This window comes from Alkalicoccobacillus porphyridii, assembly GCF_007293315.1.
In the GTDB taxonomy this organism is placed as follows: domain Bacteria; phylum Bacillota; class Bacilli; order Bacillales; family Bacillaceae_D; genus Alkalicoccobacillus; species Alkalicoccobacillus porphyridii.
This window is the reverse complement of the sequence record NZ_VLXZ01000007.1, coordinates 129,242-148,139: the sequence shown is the minus strand read 5'-3', so window position 1 is coordinate 148,139 and position 18,898 is coordinate 129,242. Positions and strand designations below refer to the sequence as shown.

Sequence of the window (18,898 nt, the reverse complement as noted above, 5' to 3'; positions counted from 1 at the left end):
TTACCTTCCTGTCTTTATTATTCAATTAGAATTTAGAGTGACACTAATGATGACTCTTCATTACGCACAAGTTTTTTTAATGTCATTAATGTATGGTCTAAATCATCTCGAGTGTGCGAAGCGGATATAAAAAATCTAATACGTGACTCGCTCTCTTTTACCGCAGGGTAAACAATGGGCATAGCATTTATACCGTTATCATAAAGTTTCTCTGAAAGTGTAAGAGCTTCATCTGAATGACCAATAATGAGGGGAACTATAGGAGAATCATAACTCTCTCCAGTATTCATTCCTAACGCAATTAATTCATTAAGAAAATACGTGTGGTTTTCTTTTAATTTTATAAAAAGGTCCTCGCTACTTTCACATATTGTTAAAGATGCTAAAGCAGCTGCTGCATTAGCAGGAGTAATACCAACACTAAAGATAAATCCTGGTGAATTATACCTTAAAAATTTGATGAAATTAGCATTACCGGCGATATATCCGCCACAACTATTAAGGGATTTACTTAATGTCCCCATTAAGATATCAACAGATTTTGGATTCACGTTAAAATAGCTCGTAACTCCTTTACCATTTTTTCCGATCGTCCCTAAAGAATGTGCTTCATCTACCATTAGAATGGCATTATATTTTTCTTTGATGGCAATTAGCTCAGGTAAACGACAAATATCACCATCCATGCTGTAAACACCTTCTACAATTATTAGTACTCTCCGGAATTTAGGTCTCAATTTATCTAATTCACTCTCTAGATGATTCATGTCATTGTGTTTAAATGATTTTCTCTTTGCGTTAGAAAGAATTGCGCCTTGAATGATACTATTATGTGCTAAGGAATCATGGAGAATTAAATCTTCTTGATTAACAATATTACCTATAGTATTCACATTGGTACTATGTCCACCAACTTGAATTAATGCATCGTCTACTCCTAAAAAATCTGAGATTTTTTGTTCAAGTTGTTTATGAATTTTGATCTCCCCACTAAGTAATCTACTTCCAGAGACACTAGTACCATATTTATTAATGGCTTCAGTAACTTTAGTGTTTATTTCTAGTGCACCATTAATGCCTAGATAGTTATATGTTGAAAAATTTATCTTCTCTTCTCCATTAATCATTATTTTGTTTGAGGCAATCCCATCATTCTCTTTAAAATATGGGACACTTTGTTTACTATTGATGTATTCGTTAAATTCTTGAATTTCAATAAAATTTTCTATTATTGACACCGGTTCCTGGCGCTCTTCAACACCCTTTTTTGATTGTATTAAAGAAATAATTGTGTAAACTGTAGTATCTTCTTGTTCAAATATCTTTTCTAAGTTAACTTCTTTAATTTCAGGAAAATCATTTAATAGTAATCTATGGAGATCCATTACCATCATAGAATCAAGACCAAGGTCGTTTACTAATGATTTTTCAATTTCTATTTCATTTCTATCGTATCCTGTGATTTCTGCTAAGTGATCGATAATTGTATTAATTGATTTACTCATAAACACCCTCCATTTTTAATTTTTTGAAAATCTCTTGATAATAAACTTTGCAGCATTTGCTGGGCCGTCAATATCTTTTAATAGTTTTCTCATTTCTGAAGCTTTTTTAAGCATTTTTGGACTTGATCGAGCAACGTTTATTAAGTTATTCATCTTATCCTGAGTTAAATCTCTCTTTTTTAGGGCAATTGCATTACCAAATCTAACACATTGCTCAATATTGATCTGTTGTTCTTGCTGCAACCCAAAACCTAAAAATGGTTTACCAGATAAGCATGCAGTTTGAACTGTGCCTTCTCCTCCATGAATAATAGATAAATCGATATATTCACCTATTTTATGTGCTGGTAAATAATCACAAATAATAATGTTATGTTTAAACGAGAGATTCTCTGTTTCTAACATCTTTTTCATAGGACAGATAATAGTGACCTCAAGCTCCTCGAATATTCTAATAAAATCTGTTAAAACTTTTGAATTTCCTGAGCTCCCCATAGCGAAGTAAATAATTGGATTTTTACGAGGGAGAGATTTTAAAAATGCAGGAACTTTTAAATCAAGCTTTGCGTAAACTGGCCCTATATACTTGTAATGCTCTGGGAGATCAAATATTTTACTTATCTCAGGCATGGTAGTTATTAAATTGAAATCGGCATCTAGCGCATCAATAGTATATTTAGGTAATGAAACGCTCTCTTCTTTTGCTAATCTGGTGAAAGCTTTTGGTTTATAGGTAATAGTTAATGCAACTTTTTTTATGAGTTTCTTGATGAAATCTTGAGGAAGAAAGGGTTTCTTTAGGGATTGAGGTAAATCAAAATGACCTTTTAAGAAAAATGTTCTTGTATATGCTAATGGTTTTACATAAATTAGTGGGGTTTTAGAAGCTCTTGATGAAATAAACATACTTAGTGTTGTTCCAATAACAATAGCAACTGGTTCATACTTCTTGATTATGTTCTTTTCATTTTCAATGCGTTTTTTGAGGTGTTGGTAGTTAAAAGGGGTCCTTATTCCTTTTAACTGGTCGACTTTCATAATTTGATCAATTTCGACTTCGTTTAAATTTGGCTCAAGATGAATAAATAAAAAATTTGATTGATCTATAAGATAACTATATTTTTTTGAGTATCCTATAAAAATACAATTAAAATTTCCTGAGCACTTCTTTGCGACTTCAATTGACCTTGTAGTCTCAGCTAAATTAAACGTTTCCGGTGCAAAAATTAGAGTGCTCTTTATTGATATCATCCTTTCTTTTCAATAATTTCATATATATAGATAGCTTGTTTACAAGTATACACAATATAATTTCTAGTACAAGTTCTTATATATTCTTATTGGAATTATATCTAATTATTTAATTTATCTACCAATTAGTTACTATTTAATTTATTTTCTATCGCATTTTATATGGAATTTAATTCGAAGAAATATTTATTTTTAAATAAAAGGTTTTTTCAAATGTAGGAGAAAGGATATATTAAGCTATATATTCATGTTTAAAAGAATGGTTTTTAGCAACTAGATGGAGAGATAAAGTGCACAGATTCTCCACGTACCTCTCTAATTTAAGATCATGTTTAACAGTTTGTGAGAAGGGTAAATTCTAAATATAAACAGTATTATAGGAGTGATAAAAATGACTAAGCATATTGGAATTTTAGTAACAGATTATTTCGAGGATGTTGAGTATACAGATCCAGTGAAAGCATACAAGGAAGCCGGACACAAAATTACAACGGTGGAGCATAAGAGTGGAAATACAGTAAAAGGAAAGCAAGGAGACGCAACCATTACCATCGACAAGTCGATTGATGAGGTCTCTCCCCAAGACTTTGATGCTCTATTATTACCTGGTGGCTTCTCTCCGGACCTTCTTCGCGGTGACGATAAATTTGTGCAATTTACGAAGGAGTATGCTGATACAGGTAAACCAATTTTTGCCATTTGTCATGGGCCGCAGCTTCTCATCAATGCGGATGTCCTTAAAGGGCGCACGGTGACTGGTTTTAAATCGATCATGAAGGACCTTGAAAATGCCGGTGCAACGGTTAAAGATGAAGAAGTAGTTGTGTGTGGTGGGAATTTAGTAACAAGCCGGACACCAGATGATTTGCCCGCGTTTAATCGAGAGTCCTTACGTATCCTTGCTGTGTAGTTATGAAAAGATGAAAACAAAAAAGCCAGCAGTTTAAGCTGCTGGCTAATTTTTTATGTATCATCGCTTTTTCTTGAAAGGTACGTAGGGCCAATAACCATAGCTTTATCATAATCCTTACATACATCATAAATAGTTAGCGCCGCTGTGGAAGCGGCTGTCATCGCAAGGGTATCAATTGAATTTGCAGTTTTAGCTTTTACAAGAGCTTGAATAACAATTGTTCGCTCATCCCATGAAAATTCTATTTGTAACGTATTAATAGAAGATGAATGACAATAAGGAATCCATAATCCTGCATTTTTCGCTGCGAGGGTACCGGCCACTCTTGCTGTGTAACGTAATTCATCTTCTTGAACCTTCCCCTCTTGAATAAGGGAGTAGATTAATTCACTACATTCGATGGTTGTATTGGCTATAGCTGTTCTTTCACTGCTATTAGAGAAGGAACGGGCTAATGATAAGATATTTAATTTATTGGAGCGCTTGGGCCTGTTCATCCATTCTCCTCCATTTCAGCATCCATTCGAACAGTCTATACATTGTGTAATCATAATAGATAACTAGACATACTGTCAATTATAGGAGGAACAAATAAATGATTCAATCTCATCAAGTAGTAAGATGTATGATTCTAACGGTTTCAGCTACTCGAACGTATGAAAATGATTTAAATGGGGCGACCATGCGTGAACAGCTAGAAGCCCATGGACATGCTGTTACCGAATATCAAGTATGTAAAGATGAATATAGTTCAATTCAACGTTGGCTCAAGGTAGCTGCTGCGCGTGCAGATATTGATGCGGTCCTAATTAGTGGTGGTACGGGTATAGCAATTGAAGACACTACATATGAAGCAGTAAGAGATAGCCTGGATAAAGAAATGCCTGGATTTGGAGAGATTTTTAGATATCTAAGCTTTAGTGAGGATATTGGTACAGCTGCTATAACAAGTCGAGCGATTGCGGGTGTACGTGACGGGAAAGCGATCTTTTCGCTACCGGGAACAAACCGAGCTGTAAAGTTAGGGATGGAACGTATCATAGTCCCGGAGTTAAAGAATGTAGTGGAAGAGATCTTGGAAGGGAATCGGTAGAAAATGAATCTATAGCAAATGTTAGAGCCCCCTATCATCATTGAGATAGGGGGCTCTGTTCATTGTTATGATCGATGCTGCTCATAGATCTCTGCTTTTGTTACGCCCTTCAACCAGCTGATCTCTTCTTTAGAGAGAGATGGGCTTTGAATAGCTTTTGCATTATTACGTATTTGTTCGATGCTACTAGCTCCAGCTATAACAGAGGAGACGGCCGTATGGGAAAGATTATAATGAAAAGCAATATCCACAAGCGAGCGTGAGGTTCCGAAGTGTTCCTTTATTTGCTTGCGCAGTGAATTCAAATCCTCGTAAGAGTAAGCTAGATACCCATCTTCTGAAACGGCCTTACTGGAATCGAGCTCTCGCTCACTTAGGATTCCTTTCGCTACAGGACCTCTGGCGACCACGCTTATGCTGTGTTGATTTAATAAATCAAACCATTCCTCTGGGCGGCGGTCGAGCAAACTATATTGCATCATGATGCTTACGATGGTTGATTTCTCAATGTATTCCTTGATCACATTTGGACGAATAGAGGAGATTCCGTATTCACGGATGACACCCTCTTGCTTTAATTCTTCAAATGCTTCAATCGTTTCGTCAATCGGATCATCTATGGTACCCCCGTGAAGCTGATACAAATCAATGTAATCTGTTTTTAATCTCTGAAGACTATCTTTAACAGCAGATTGGATATGTTTTTTTGATGGGTCCCATTGCCAGCCATCTTTGCCTTTTTCAAAACGGTTCCCAGCTTTGGTTGCAAGGATTAGATCTTTTCGTTTAGATTGAATGGTCTGCCCGATGATCTCTTCATTTTTTCCCCAATCATACAAGTCAGCTGTGTCAATATAGTTTACTCCATGACTTAATGCCTCATCAATAATTGACTTCGCTTTTTCTGCATCCTGACCAAGAGACATCGCTCCTAAGCCAAGCTCACTTACGTATAAATCAGATGAACCTAATTTTCTTTGTTTCATATTCTATTCCTCCTCATTTATTCCTATGTAATGTTCTTCCCTTCTCCGAAAAGCTTCAATCGTAATATGAAAAAATCGATCGTTTTGGACATACTGTTCGCGGACAAGTCATAGAGTTAAGTATGGCTATTTGGGAGGAAAAGGAGTGATAGCGTGTGTCGAAGCAAGACCTCAGGAAAGTAAGAAGGCGCATTGAAGCGCGACGTAAAACAATCCAGGCAAGTAATGAGAAGCAACCGTTTCAGACCACTAAAAGCGTACCTTCTAATTATACAAAAGTAAAAGAAAGTGACTATGACGTTATACCTGAACCAAATCAAAAGTCAAAAAATAGAGTCGGTTCATTCACGCTTCGTATGCTTTTTTGTACGGTTATTTTCCTTGCTTTATTGATTATGTTTCAGACGGATCAGGCTAGACTTGAGCCTGTGAAACAAACTGTTGCACAAAGCTTTGAACAAGAAATTCAATTTGCTGCGATCAGTCATTGGTATGAAACGAACTTTGGGCGCCCGCTCACCTTGCTGCCTAGACAAGCAGATAAAGAGAACGCAAATAATCAACCAGATCCTCCGATTGAGCTCACACCATATGCCGTGCCTGCTTCTGGAACCATTAGAGAAAACTTTGACCAGAATGGCAAAGGTGTATTAATTGAAACGGGTGAAGGGATTGAGGTACACGCAGCTACGGGGGGATTTGTTACGGATGTCACTGAAAAAGAAGATATCGGCACAACCGTGATCCTGCAGCATTATGATGGTACAGAGTCAACGTATGGCATGCTTGATGAGATAACGGTCACGATTTATGATCACATTGAGGCTGGTCAAGAGCTTGGGACTGTGTCAAAGAGTGAAGATGATAAAGGTATTTACTATTTTGCCTTAAAAAAAGGTAAGGAGTACATCAATCCAAATGAAGTGATTACCTTTGAATAAAGTAGTAGAGCTTATATTAAGTATTCGCATTAACCCTTTTTTTTGGGTGGTGCTTGGTATAGGCATAATTACGGGTTTCTTTCGAGAAGCATTGATGTTATTTAGTATAGTGTTTATTCATGAGATTGGACACGCTGCGGCGGCTGCTTATTTTGGGTGGAAGGTTCGCAGAATAGAGCTCTTGCCTTTTGGAGGGGTGGCGGAGATTGAAGATAGTGGGAACAAGCCCATCTTTCAAGAACTGATTGTAGTCATGGCTGGCCCTGTTCAGCATCTTTGGATGATTGCGCTATCCTACATCTTAGTTACTACCCCTATATGGTCTGTTGCTAACCACGAGCTATTCGTCTGGCATAATGTCATCATTCTCTGTTTTAATTTGTTACCTGTTCTCCCGTTAGACGGAGGTAGGCTTGTGCAGTTATGGTTTATGGAACGTTGGTCATTTAGAAGAGCACACCTGGCTTCTTTACGCTCTTCCTTTTCGGCTCTTGCACTTCTTTGCTTAGCTGCTTCATGGCTTCCTTTCCATTTGAATTTGTATATAGTTATCACTTTTTTAATCATTAGTAACTATCTTGAATGGAAGCAACGACATTATCGGTTTATGCGGTTTCTTGCAGGCAGAGAAAAACCGTTTGAGGAAAAGATGCTTGATTCTGTTATTCGAGTTTCACCCACCACACAAATGCGTGAAATGGTGGGGTTACTAAGGCGTGGGCATCAACACTCCTTTGTGGTTGATGAAAGCCAAAAGAAGGTTACAGAGCAACAAGTCCTCGCAGCATTTTTCAAACAGGGAATGACCATTCCTATTCGCGATTTATTTGAGACACCACCACGTATAAATCCCACACATATTAAGGTACAATAGGGGCATATGGACAGACAGGAGTGTCTTTAAGTGGATAAATTAGTTATAAATGCAGCTACAAGAGAGAAAAGAGCTGCAGTGCTAGAGCAACAACAGGTGAAGGAATTAATGGTTGATCAGCCAGATCAACATCGAATTCTTGGGAATATATATAAGGCACGAGTTGAGAAGGTATTACCTGGTATGCAGGCAGCGTTTGTAAATATTGGTAGAGATAAAAATGCCTACCTCCATCGGGATGATGTATTGAGCTATTATTTAAGTGAAGAGCTAGCTGTAGATAAAAAGAATCGAAGTATTTCTCACTATGTTCAGCAAGGTCAAGAACTAGTTGTTCAAGTAATAAAGGAAGAAATAGGTTCAAAGGGTGCCCGTGTGAGTGGGGTGGTAACCGTTCCAGGACATCACCTTGTTTACCTCCCACATAGCGGGTACATTGCCGTTTCAAAACGATTTCAAAAGGAAGAAAATCGTGAGTTATGGAGAGAGCGCGGAAAAGAGTGGGCTACAGGCGGAGAGGGCTTAATTATTCGCACGGCTGCAGAGACCGTGACCCTTGACCATCTTAAGGCCGAGCTTGAGACCTTAAGAGTAAACTGGCAGCAAGCGAGCGATAAAGCAAAGGTAAACCCCGTTCCTTCCGTTTTGCTTAAAGCGCCTGAATTTGTAGAACAAGCTGTTAGAGACTACGCAGCAGAAGGTCTTAAAGAAATTATTATTGATACGGTAAGCTATAAAAAACAGATTGAAGAGCTTTTAAAAATAATGAATAGAGAAGATCTACCTGTCACCGTCTACAGGGGTAACAAAAATATCTTTACAGAGTATGATGTAGACCGACAGCTTGACTTGGCTATGCGTCGACGGATTTGGCTGAAAAGTGGGGCTTTTTTGGTTTTTGATCAAACTGAAGCATTAACCATTATCGATGTGAACAGTGGGAAGTTTACAGGAAAAACTAATCTTGATGACACAGTAATGAAAGTGAATATAGAAGCTGCACAGGAAATCGCACGTCAGCTGAGGCTTAGAGATATTGGCGGAATTGTTTTAATTGATTTCATTGATATCCGTGATGTAAAGAAAAAGGAAGAGCTCATTACCTTGTTTGAAAAGCTATTAAAAGCGGATCGGACACAGACGAAGGTAAAGGGAATGACTAAGCTTGGTTTACTTGAGATGACACGAAAAAAGGCTCGTGAAAGTCTCCGGACAAGCTTGACGGTCAGTTGTCCAGTTTGTAAAGGCACGGGTACGGTTCTCTCGGATCAATCTCTAGCGTTCCAAATTGAACGGAATTTATGGGAGCATCGTGGCCAAGGAGAAGCTGCTGTGGTAGAGCTGTCTGAGAGCACGGAAGTAATATTGTTTGGAGAACGAGATGAGCATAGAAAACGTCTTGAGGAAGCATTAGGGTTTCGAATTTATAGTAAGCGTACCTCGGGCATCCATACTGGAGAATTGATTTACTTTGGGGATGTGGAAGAAGCTGAAAGACTCCTTTAGCTCGCGTGATAAAGGCGAAATGTTATTGACTTCATATTTTTAGCTGTGCTATGATGGATAATGTTAGTGATTTGGTTGCACCCAATGAGCTACAACCGCTCGGAACAGGTTCAAATAGGATGTTTCCTTACCTGAAATGGCGAGTCTGAGTATATGAGGAGGTGCAGATATGTACGCAATTATTGAAACAGGCGGAAAGCAGTTGAAGGTTCAAGCTGGAGACACGATCTACATCGAAAAGCTTTTTGCAGATGTTGATGAAGTTGTAACGTTTGACAAAGTTCTTTTTGTTAGCGGAGACGAAACAAAAGTAGGAGCTCCATTAGTAGAAGGTGCTACTGTTACAGGTAAAGTTGAAAAACACGGCCGTGACAAGAAAATCATCGTTTACAAAATGAAAGCAAAGAAAAACTACCGTCGTAAGCAAGGTCATCGTCAGCCATACACTAAAGTAGTGATCGACGCTATCAACGTGTAAGGTCATGACATGATTGAGGTACGTATAAATCGGCACCCATCAGGTCGCATACAATCTTTTTCCATGTCTGGACATGCAGAATCAGGCCCCTACGGTCACGATCTTGTTTGCGCCGGAGCTTCCGCTGTTTCTATTGGAGCAGTAAACGCTGCTCAGGTGTTATGCCAGGCAGAGCTGCTTGTGGAAACACAGCAAGATGGAGGGTATATAAGCTGTACAGTTCCTGAAGCTTTAAGTGAGTCACAGCACAGAGATGTGCAATTACTGCTTGAAGGCATGGTGCTTTCGCTTAAATCCATAGAAGAAGAATATGATGCATTTATATCTATAACGGACAGGAGGTGACGTTTCATGTTGAAAATGAATCTACAATTTTTCGCATCGAAAAAAGGGGTAGGTAGTACAAAGAACGGTCGTGACTCTCAGTCTAAGCGTCTTGGTACAAAACGTGCGGATGGTCAAGCTGTTACAGGCGGAAGCATCCTAGTTCGCCAACGCGGTACACGTATTTATCCTGGTACGAATGTTGGAAAAGGTGGAGATGATACTCTATTTGCGAAAGTAGACGGCGTTGTGAAATTCGAACGTGTTGGTCGTGATCGTAAACAAGTGAGTGTTTATCCTGCATCTTAATTAGTAAAAGGCTCTGTCACATCGTGACGGAGCCTTTTTTGTGGTAGAAGCATGTATTGTTATGTGAGTCTAAAGACTTATCTGAGGCGGTATTTGCTTGTTATGAATGTATTTATAGCTATTATTATGTAATTTATGTAAGTATACTCCTACCATTAGGCTGATAAGAGAGTATTTGCTTAATACCTCTGTTAAAAGCAGTGGATGTGATATAAAATATAAGGGCATACAATGAGTTTGAATACTCGGTCTGTTTTTCTAGGAACCATACCTCAATTGTAGCAAAGAATGCGGAAAAGATTGAATAGAAGGAGTCGTGATTAAATATGAAATCAACAGGAATTGTACGTAAATTGGACCAGCTCGGAAGAATTGTTATTCCTAAAGAACTAAGAAATATGTTAGAAATCGAAATCAAAACGCCTCTCGCTATTCTAGTGGATGGTGAGCAAATAATTCTTGAAAAATATCAGCCATATCGTGCGTGTATGGTAACGGGTGAAAGCTCTGATGACAATGTATCATTAGCAAATGGTCATATCATTCTTAGCCCAGAAGGCGCAGAAAAAGTTATGAATGAGCTAAAACAATACATGGATAATAAATAGGTAGTTTAGACTGACTTTCATAGGAAGTCAGTCTATCATTTTAAATAATACTTCGTAAGGCGAAAAAAGGCTAAAAGAATGTGAGGTTGCATGAATGAAAGCATATGTGAATGTGAACGCTTGGACGGGAGAACAATACATAGAACGAGCAACAATTTTAGTTGATCATGGAGAAATAAAAGAAGTAGGTACAAACGTAACGATTCCATCTGACGCCACTAGAATCGATTTAAATGGTAAGTTTGTCACTCCTGGTCTCATTGATGTTCATACTCATCTTGGTGTACATACGGAGGGCATAGGAAGTGACGGACATGACTTCAACGAAACCTCTGAGATCTCTACGCCATATATTCGCTCAATTGATGGTCTAAATCCTCAAGATAATGGATTTGCTGAAGCAAGAAAACATGGTGTTACAACTGTTCAAGTACTTCCTGGAAGTGCGAATGTGATAGGCGGAGAGATAACGGCTGTCAAAACGGCTGGCATTATTGCTGATCAAATGGTTATCAAAAGTCCCTCAGGCATGAAGGCAGCACTTGGCGAGAATCCAAAACGAATTCATGGCTCTAAAGGCAGGTCCGCTGTAACAAGAATGGGTGTCGCAGGGACCTTACGCAAGGAACTAATGCGGGCCCAAGATTATAACAAAGCTGTACAAGACGGGGCAATCGCTACAAGAGATCTTGGTTTAGAACAGCTGAGCAAGGTGATCCGTCGCGAGATTCCACTTAGAGTGCACGCTCATCGAGCAGACGATATCGCTACTATTATTCGAGTGAAAAAAGAATTTAATATTGATGTGACCATTGAACATTGTACAGAAGGTCATTTAATCCCTGATTACTTAAAGGATCATCTTGTACCCATTGCTGTTGGTCCAACAATGTCAGCAAAATCTAAGCAAGAAACGGCCAATAAGGCATGGGAAACCATGGTAGAGTTTGAAAAGCGGGGCATTCCGTTTGCCATTACAACGGATCATCCTGTTGTGACCATTGATCATTTGTTAACTACCGTGAAAACGGCTATAAATTATGGAGTAACAGAAGAAACAGCATTAAAAGCGATAACCAGTCAGGCGGCAGCTCATATCGGCTTAGGCGAAAAGGTTGGCTCCATTAAGCCAGGTATGGATGCAGATCTTGTGATATGGAGCGAGCAGCCATTTTCCCTGTTAGCAAAGGTAGAAGAAACAATGATTAGTGGCGAAACCGTGTATCAACGTAGCAGTACAAGTGTTTAAAATTTCAATAAAAGGGAATCATAAAGGAAAGTAATAGGGTATGTATAATGCCTAAATTACTTTCCTTGCTTTTGTTTAAACAATAAATCATGTATACTTAAAGATAGATGGAATGAAGAGTTATCATGCAAGGAGGAGCTTACAGGTGAAACACCTGCATTTTTTAAATAATGCTGAGTCTGCCGAAGTTAAGCGCTTACAAGAAATTGTTGTGAAGTCTAGTGATGAACAACAAAGAAAGCGATCCATCACACAAATCATTCTTATTATTGAACGCGCAAAATTACGCCTACAACAAGAAGAAAATGAGCGCTGCAACGTTTAATATATAATGAATCAAGCTAAAAAACCACCTACTTTGGTGGTTTTTTATGTGGAGGGAGAAGATGTAAGTGGAAGCAGAGATAAAACTGACCAATGATCTTATAGAAATATGCAAGCAAAGAATACAGCCATACGCATGTGAGGGGTTCCTTTTAGGTGGTGGAAATAGTCAGTCAAAGATATTATTTGTTGGCGAAGCCCCAGGTCGCCAAGAGTTAATCGATGGTGTGCCCTTTAGTGGAAAAGCTGGTAAGGTACTGGATCAATACTTTGAATGGCTTGGGATAGCTAAGAGCGAGGTATATATTACAAGTGTTGTAAGGAGCCGACCCTACAAAGATAACAAACAAGTTCTAAATAAACCTATTGAGAGCAGGGGGAACAGAACACCAACCCAGGCAGAAATAAGAGCGCATGCCCCATTATTAGATGCGTTGATTGAAGACATCTCTCCTTCTATCATTGTTACCTTAGGAGGTATTGCGCTAAGAAGGCTGACAAATAATCGAGAATCTCTGATAGATATCCACGGTCGATCTTTTGAAGGGCCAATTCTCCGATTAAAGTCATTAGATAGTAATAGGTATGAATTAACAAAATCATCCTACACCATATTCCCTACCTTTCACCCCGCATCTGTATTTTATAATCAAAGGCTTAAAGCGAATATAGAACAGGATATGCAAACGTTAAAAGAAATGTTGAAAGCGTAGTAGACAAAAAAATGTTGAATATTTATAAATAATCCTGTAATCTTATAAGCTGTATATGAAGGGAGTTTATCATGATTAAGGATACAATACATACTCAACAGAAGCTCGCATTTATTATTCCATCTTTAATAGGAGCTTTACTATTTTTAGTGCCTTTACCTTTAGGGGATAATGGTCAATGGACGGTGGCTATTGCTGTCTTAGCTAGTAATTTACAGACACTTACGGAAGGAATTATCACACCGCTATTAGTAGCTGTCCTTGTATTATCAAGTATTGGGTCCCTTTTCGGAAGCTTTCTAAAGCCATCCTGGATGATGAACCGACCGGTATTAAAAGGTTTATTTGTTATACATCCGCTTTGGCTCATTATTCGTTTTCTTGGAGCCGTATTTGCAGTCATGACCATGATTGAAACTGGACCTATGGTGATTATTGCGGAGGGGACTGGGCAAGAGGTACTTTACATATTATTGCCTGTACTTGCTGTTTGGTCATTTGTGATGGGGATGCTACTTCCTCTTCTCATTGAGTTTGGGTTAATGGAATGGCTAGGGACGATCGCTCAGAAGATCATGCGTCCTTTGTTTAGGCTACCAGGACGAGCTGCTGTTGACTCCATGGCTTCATGGATGGGCAACAACATGGTAAGTATTCTCATTACTATTAATCAATATGAATCCGGTTATTATACTAAAAGAGAATCAGCTATTATTGTGACCAATTTTACAATTACATCTATTGGTTTTAGTTTAATTGTAGCTGCGTTATTAAAAATTGATACATTATTTATTCCATTTTATTTGACTGTACTATTTGCCGTTTTTGTAGCAGCAATCATTTGTCCGCGTATTCCACCGTTATCTCGAATGAGTAATAACTATTATGAAGCTGCTGGCAAACAAATTGAAGAGCAAGCGCCTAAGGATCGTTCAACCTTTAGCTGGGCATTCCAAAAAGCAGTGAGCAAAGCATCAACGGTTCCTTCCGCCAGTAAACTAGTTCAACGTGGTATGTATAATGCTGCCGACATTTGGTTTGGAATGCTCCCGCTTGTAATGGGGATTGGTACCATTGCGTTGATTATTGCTAATTTCACCCCTGTGTTTCAGTGGATCTCATATCCACTTATCCCAGTATTGCAGTGGATGCAAATTCCAGAGGCACATGCTGCTGCGCCAGCCCTACTAATTGGTTTTGCAGATATGTTCCTACCTGCTATATTAGGTTCAAATATTGAAAGTGAGCTCACACGTTTTGTGGTTGGAGCCGTATCTTTAACTCAGTTAATTTATATGTCTGAAATTGGTGTCATGCTGATTCGTTCCAGCATACCAGTAAATATAAGCCAGCTCTTTCTAATGTTTGTGATTCGAACGATTATTACACTTCCAATCGTCGTCATGATTGCTCATCTATTTGTCTTTTAGTAAGGTTTGGTTGTAGGATGTGAAAGAGAGAAAGGAACGTGATGAGTATGTCATCAGATTGGAAGGAATTAAGTGAAAAGATGTCATTAAGACTTGCACCAAGTATGGCCAAGGATCACCCTAACCTACCTGTTGTAAAGGAGGAGGGCTGCTATTATTTTGGAGTAGACGGAAAGAAATATTTAGATTTTACATCTGGTATTGCGGTAACAAATGTCGGACATCGGCATCCAAAGGTTGTTGCTGCGATTAAGGATGCAGCTGATTATTTAACACATGGACCAATTGGTGTGATTCAATTTGAGTCCATTTTAAAGCTGGCTGATGAGCTAGCTGAAATTATGCCTGGTGACCTTGATTGTTTTTTCTTTGGCAATAGTGGAACCGAGGCTATAGAGGGCGCGCTTAAGCTTGCCCGTCATGTAACAGAGAAACCATTTGTCGTTTCCTTTATTGGTGGATTTCATGGAAGAACGCTTGGATCCATGGCAATCAGCACCTCAAAAAGTAAGTATCGTTCTCATCAGCATGTCAGTGGTACGTATCAGCTGCCATATTATCAGGTAGGGGATACAGAAGAAGTGGCCATACAAAAACTGAATGATGCCGCTGCTCAGTTGTTTGCTCATCAAGTACTACCTAATGAGGTGGCTTGTATGATTCTAGAGCCTGTCCTTGGTGAAGGTGGTTATGTCATTCCACCAAAAGCATGGTTGAAGCGTGTGCGTGAAATTTGTGATGAGCATGGCATTTTACTCATTTTTGATGAAGTACAAACGGGCTTTGGGCGCACTGGAGAGTGGTTTGCCGCCCAAACGTTTGACGTTGTGCCAGACATCATGGCGATTGCAAAGGGCATTGCATCTGGAATTCCTTTAAGTGCAACGGTAGCGAATCACAAATTAATGCAACAGTGGCCACTTGGTGCGCATGCAACCACCTTTGGAGGTACTCCAATTGGTTGTGCAGCCGCTCTGGCAACGATTGAGGTCATTAAGGAAGAACAGTTATTAGCGAATACAAAAAAGGTTGGAGCGTACGCTTATCATCAGCTCCAAGCGCTACAAAATAAATATCAACGACTAGGTCAGGTTCGCCAGGTCGGACTCATGATTGGTATTGAAATTGTTGATCCGACAACCAAAAAGCCAGACGGAAAAGCGGCAATGGAGATCCTTGACCTAGCACTAGCTGAAGGAGTCCTGTTTTATTTCAGCGGCAAACAAGGAGAGGTTATCCGTATGATCCCTCCACTAACTGTAACAGAAGAACAAATTGACGAAGGACTAACTAAGTTAGAAAAAGCTCTTCAGGCTTATGATGTGTAAGAACGGATTTGGCAGAGTCTTTAGTTGAAGAAGCTAACTTACCAGTTAATATGTGAAGATGTTTGGGCTTGTTGACAAGGTCACTTTAAGTGAACTCGTCGACAAGCTTCTTTTTTATGTAGTTTTACTATAGGAAAACACTTTAGAAGCAGTTAACTAACGGAGCGAATGATGTCTCCATAAAAAGTGCAGATGTCTTTTTTGTTCTATCCAACATCCCTCTTTTGTGCTACTAATAAAAGGAGTACATAAAAAGAGAGGAAGACCATCATGCAATCGTATTGGATCTGGTTTGCTTTCCTATTTCTATCGTGGCTCCTTGGGCTAGCATTCCAAGGCTTTAGTTCTATAAGCATTGTACAATGGTTAGGCAGTGCCCTATTTTGGTTGTTGTTTTTCTGTGCGCCGCTTGTTAGAAGGCATCATTTCCAATTAACAATTCTTTTGATTGGCTGTGTAGTAGCTATTTTAATCATTTTTGGACCATTGGGTTCGACTGTATACAATCCTTATTCTTTTTTCCTTATCTTTTTCATTGCAGGAAAAGCAGCGGTACGACTACCCCAAACGTATTTATGGATGGTATTACTAGTTTCAGGGGGGGCTGCTCTATTAGTTGCAGCTGTTTTGGTGAATGCGCCACCTTTAGTCGGTGTTGCTTGTTTTTATGGCGCAATCGCATTAGCACTTATAAGCTATCGTCAACTATTTGAAAAAACAGTACTTTTAGAAGAACATCATTCTGCTCTTCTGACGGAATACCGAAGAGTGAAAAGAAATGAAGCAAGTGGACAGGTGGCAGCAAGGCATGAAGAACGAACTCGAATTGCTGAGGAGCTTCACGATTCTTTAGGACATAAGCTAACCTCATTAATGATGCAATTAGAAGTCATGAGACTACAAGTGAATTCAAAAACAGATGAGAAAACGCTCCAACAACTCAAAAAACTGGCTGAGGATAGTCTTGCTGAAACGCGAAAAGCAGTCACGGTTATGCATGAGGCAGACACCCAAGGAATACCTGCAGTGATTGATTTAATTCGCAAGCTTGAAGCAGAAACACATGTTAGGGTCTCATTTCATACGGAGGAAGGAGTGCTTACACTTAAAATGGAGAGTGAGCAGTCTATTGCCTTGTATCGTGCGATTCAGGAGGGAATGACAAATGCATTAAAGCATGGCAGCAAACGCCACGTGGAGATTCGTTTAAATTCTCCTTCTGGTAAGCTATTGCGCTTTGAATTAATAAATGAAGTGAAAAAAGAATTAGCTATCCAAGCAGGCTTCGGCTTACAATCCATGCAAAAGCGTTTAGAGAAGGCAGGAGGCAGCCTAAAATACATGCAAACTGGATCAAGCTTTTATTTGCAAGGGTTGATACCACTAGAAGGAGGTGTAAGCCATGATTCGAATCTTACTCGCAGAGGATCAGGCGATGGTGCGTCAAGGACTGAAGATGATGATTGAAACGGATAAGGAACTTAAAGTGGTGGCTGAGGCGAAAAATGGAAAGCAAGCACTTGAGCTATGTGAACAATATCATATAGATCTCATCGTCATGGACATACGCATGCCAGAAATGGATGGATTAGAGGCAACAAGAATGATTCGTCACCGTTGGCCGGAGCGTAAGCTGTTAATATTAACAACCTTTAATAATGATCAGTATGCTATTGATGCACTTAGGTATGGTGCAAATGGTTACATGCTCAAAGGGGCGGACGCTGAACAGCTTAACAGGTCCATACATAGCTGCTTTCACGGTGGTATGTCTTTAGAGGACCAGGTAGCGGCAAGGGTTGTTCCCCAATTACTTAAACCGGTACCGGCTAAGCTAGACCAATCCTTTACACCTAGAGAATTAGATATTATAAAGCTTGTTGGCATCGGCAAAAGCAATCGTGAAATTGCGTCAGAGCTTATGCTTTCTGTTGGAACAATCAAAAATCACATTAGTCAAATTCTTGAGAAAGCAGAGCTTAGAGATCGCACTCAGCTAGCTATTTATGCGATTCGTCAGGAATTAGTATGACAAAGGTCATGGTATTTAGTGATTTTAATGCCAAAAGACAGTGCAGCTGCGCTGTCTCTTTTTTTATACTTATGATGAAGAGGAGGAGGGAACATAGATGCTTGAGACAACTGAGCTTGAAAAAAGATATAAAGGAAAAGCAGTAGTAGATAAAGTCAACTTGTATTTAAACGAAGGTGAATCGATTGGGTTGTTAGGTCCAAATGGAGCAGGAAAATCAACAACAATTTCTATGATTTCATCCTTACTTAAACCGACTTCTGGTGAGGTGCACCTTTACGGAAAAAGTATGATAAAGAACCCTAGTGATCTAAGAAAAATGATTGGCGTTGTGCCGCAGGATATTGCTCTATATGAGGATTTATCTGCTTTTGAAAATCTCCAGTTTTTTGGTCGCTTATATCAATTAGGTGGTATCGAGTTAAAAGAAAAAATTGAAGAGACATTACAGATCGTTGGATTAACTGATCGAAAAAAAGAGCTAGTCAAAACGTTTTCTGGTGGAATGAAAAGAAGGATAAATATTGCTGCAGCATTGCTACATAATCCTAAACTGGTCATCATGGATGAACCAACCGTAGGAATTGATCCTCAGTCTCGTAATCATATTTTAGAAACGGTCCGCCTACTTAATCAGGAAAAGGGGATGGCGGTTTTATATACCAGTCATTACATGGAGGAAGTTGAACAGCTGTGTGATCGTATGTACATCATGGATCATGGCAAGGTTATTGCTTCAGGTACAAAAACAGAGCTTCAGCAGATTCTCTCAGAGGAAGATAAAATATTGATCCAGCTAAATGCTCCATGTAAAGAGCTTGTACATGAATTAAAGCAGCTGGAAAGTGTAAAAGAATTGGAAGAAGAAGAAAACCAAATTAAATTAATCACACAAAGAAACAGCGGTATTCTCATGCAGTCAGTTATAGCTGCGGAAAGACTTAATGTGCAAATTGTTGATATTCGCGTAAATAGCCCTAGTTTAGAGGATGTATTTCTTCATTTAACTGGTCGAACACTCAGAGACTAGGAGG

21 protein-coding genes and 1 other annotated feature are annotated in these 18,898 nt (G+C 39.1%); of the genes, 17 read left to right on the top strand and 4 right to left on the bottom strand.

Features of this window, described 5'->3' with window-relative positions:
- Positions 1 to 32: 32 nt before the first annotated feature.
- Both FN960_RS12695 and FN960_RS12690 read right to left on the bottom strand, forming a co-directional pair.
- Positions 33 to 1,505 (bottom strand): aminotransferase class I/II-fold pyridoxal phosphate-dependent enzyme, encoded by a 1,473-nt coding sequence (locus tag FN960_RS12695; RefSeq protein WP_143849107.1) that lies wholly within the window; start codon positions 1,503 to 1,505, stop codon positions 33 to 35.
- A 15-nt stretch (positions 1,506 to 1,520) separates the two neighbouring features.
- On the bottom strand, positions 1,521 to 2,756 hold the full coding sequence (locus tag FN960_RS12690) for a glycosyltransferase (protein WP_143849106.1): 1,236 nt from the start codon (positions 2,754 to 2,756) through the stop codon (positions 1,521 to 1,523).
- Between the two features lie 391 nt (positions 2,757 to 3,147).
- Here FN960_RS12690 and FN960_RS12685 point away from each other — a divergent pair, with 391 nt between their 5' ends.
- Positions 3,148 to 3,666, top strand: a complete 519-nt coding sequence (locus tag FN960_RS12685; RefSeq protein ID WP_143849105.1) for a type 1 glutamine amidotransferase domain-containing protein — start codon at positions 3,148 to 3,150, stop codon at positions 3,664 to 3,666.
- A 53-nt stretch (positions 3,667 to 3,719) separates the two neighbouring features.
- On the opposite strand, the gene FN960_RS12680 is transcribed toward FN960_RS12685, so the two are convergent.
- Positions 3,720 to 4,166: a cyclic pyranopterin monophosphate synthase MoaC gene (locus FN960_RS12680; RefSeq protein WP_143849104.1), complete on the bottom strand. Its 447-nt coding sequence runs from the start codon at positions 4,164 to 4,166 to the stop codon at positions 3,720 to 3,722.
- Between the two features lie 98 nt (positions 4,167 to 4,264).
- Here FN960_RS12680 and FN960_RS12675 point away from each other — a divergent pair, with 98 nt between their 5' ends.
- Complete coding sequence (locus FN960_RS12675; RefSeq protein ID WP_143849103.1) at positions 4,265 to 4,762, top strand: MogA/MoaB family molybdenum cofactor biosynthesis protein; 498 nt, start codon at positions 4,265 to 4,267, stop codon at positions 4,760 to 4,762.
- Between the two features lie 65 nt (positions 4,763 to 4,827).
- Here FN960_RS12675 and FN960_RS12670 read toward each other — a convergent pair whose 3' ends face one another.
- The gene (locus FN960_RS12670) at positions 4,828 to 5,748 is read right to left on the bottom strand and encodes an aldo/keto reductase (protein WP_143849102.1); all 921 of its coding nucleotides are present in this window, start codon (positions 5,746 to 5,748) and stop codon (positions 4,828 to 4,830) included.
- Positions 5,749 to 5,903: 155 nt separating this feature from the next.
- On the opposite strand from FN960_RS12670, the gene FN960_RS12665 reads away from it, so the two are divergent.
- The 15 genes from FN960_RS12665 to FN960_RS12595 all read left to right on the top strand — a co-directional run bounded on the left by FN960_RS12665 (position 5,904) and on the right by FN960_RS12595 (position 18,894).
- Positions 5,904 to 6,689: a M23 family metallopeptidase gene (locus tag FN960_RS12665; protein ID WP_143849101.1), complete on the top strand. Its 786-nt coding sequence runs from the start codon at positions 5,904 to 5,906 to the stop codon at positions 6,687 to 6,689.
- Positions 6,682 to 7,563: a M50 family metallopeptidase gene (locus FN960_RS12660; RefSeq protein ID WP_143849100.1), complete on the top strand. Its 882-nt coding sequence runs from the start codon at positions 6,682 to 6,684 to the stop codon at positions 7,561 to 7,563. Before FN960_RS12665 ends, FN960_RS12660 begins: the two co-directional genes overlap by 8 nt.
- Before the next feature lie 30 nt (positions 7,564 to 7,593).
- The gene (locus tag FN960_RS12655) at positions 7,594 to 9,069 is read left to right on the top strand and encodes an Rne/Rng family ribonuclease (protein ID WP_143849099.1); all 1,476 of its coding nucleotides are present in this window, start codon (positions 7,594 to 7,596) and stop codon (positions 9,067 to 9,069) included.
- Between the two features lie 83 nt (positions 9,070 to 9,152).
- Positions 9,153 to 9,226 (top strand) — a sequence feature (ribosomal protein L21 leader region).
- 12 nt (positions 9,227 to 9,238) lie between these two features.
- A complete protein-coding gene (rplU, locus tag FN960_RS12650) occupies positions 9,239 to 9,547 on the top strand; it encodes a 50S ribosomal protein L21 (RefSeq protein ID WP_143849098.1) in 309 nt (102 codons plus the stop codon).
- A 9-nt stretch (positions 9,548 to 9,556) separates the two neighbouring features.
- Entirely contained in the window at positions 9,557 to 9,892 is a 336-nt protein-coding gene (locus FN960_RS12645; protein WP_143849097.1) for a ribosomal-processing cysteine protease Prp, read from the top strand.
- A 6-nt stretch (positions 9,893 to 9,898) separates the two neighbouring features.
- The gene (gene rpmA, locus FN960_RS12640; RefSeq protein WP_143849096.1) at positions 9,899 to 10,180 is read left to right on the top strand and encodes a 50S ribosomal protein L27; all 282 of its coding nucleotides are present in this window, start codon (positions 9,899 to 9,901) and stop codon (positions 10,178 to 10,180) included.
- 326 nt (positions 10,181 to 10,506) lie between these two features.
- The gene (locus FN960_RS12635) at positions 10,507 to 10,788 is read left to right on the top strand and encodes an AbrB/MazE/SpoVT family DNA-binding domain-containing protein (RefSeq protein WP_143849095.1); all 282 of its coding nucleotides are present in this window, start codon (positions 10,507 to 10,509) and stop codon (positions 10,786 to 10,788) included.
- A gap of 94 nt (positions 10,789 to 10,882) precedes the next feature.
- Complete coding sequence (locus FN960_RS12630) at positions 10,883 to 12,037, top strand: amidohydrolase (protein WP_143849094.1); 1,155 nt, start codon at positions 10,883 to 10,885, stop codon at positions 12,035 to 12,037.
- Between the two features lie 145 nt (positions 12,038 to 12,182).
- On the top strand, positions 12,183 to 12,362 hold the full coding sequence (locus FN960_RS12625) for a hypothetical protein (RefSeq protein WP_143849093.1): 180 nt from the start codon (positions 12,183 to 12,185) through the stop codon (positions 12,360 to 12,362).
- A 67-nt stretch (positions 12,363 to 12,429) separates the two neighbouring features.
- Entirely contained in the window at positions 12,430 to 13,074 is a 645-nt protein-coding gene (locus FN960_RS12620) for a uracil-DNA glycosylase (RefSeq protein WP_143849092.1), read from the top strand.
- Positions 13,075 to 13,145: 71 nt separating this feature from the next.
- Positions 13,146 to 14,504, top strand: a complete 1,359-nt coding sequence (locus FN960_RS12615) for a YjiH family protein (protein ID WP_143849091.1) — start codon at positions 13,146 to 13,148, stop codon at positions 14,502 to 14,504.
- Between the two features lie 47 nt (positions 14,505 to 14,551).
- Positions 14,552 to 15,832 (top strand): aspartate aminotransferase family protein, encoded by a 1,281-nt coding sequence (locus tag FN960_RS12610; protein ID WP_143849179.1) that lies wholly within the window; start codon positions 14,552 to 14,554, stop codon positions 15,830 to 15,832.
- A 270-nt stretch (positions 15,833 to 16,102) separates the two neighbouring features.
- Positions 16,103 to 17,299 (top strand): sensor histidine kinase, encoded by a 1,197-nt coding sequence (locus FN960_RS12605; RefSeq protein ID WP_143849090.1) that lies wholly within the window; start codon positions 16,103 to 16,105, stop codon positions 17,297 to 17,299.
- Positions 17,235 to 17,864, top strand: a complete 630-nt coding sequence (locus tag FN960_RS12600; protein WP_143849089.1) for a response regulator — start codon at positions 17,235 to 17,237, stop codon at positions 17,862 to 17,864. Before FN960_RS12605 ends, FN960_RS12600 begins: the two co-directional genes overlap by 65 nt.
- Positions 17,865 to 17,961: 97 nt before the next feature.
- Positions 17,962 to 18,894 (top strand): ABC transporter ATP-binding protein, encoded by a 933-nt coding sequence (locus tag FN960_RS12595; protein ID WP_143849088.1) that lies wholly within the window; start codon positions 17,962 to 17,964, stop codon positions 18,892 to 18,894.
- Positions 18,895 to 18,898: the final 4 nt, after the last annotated feature.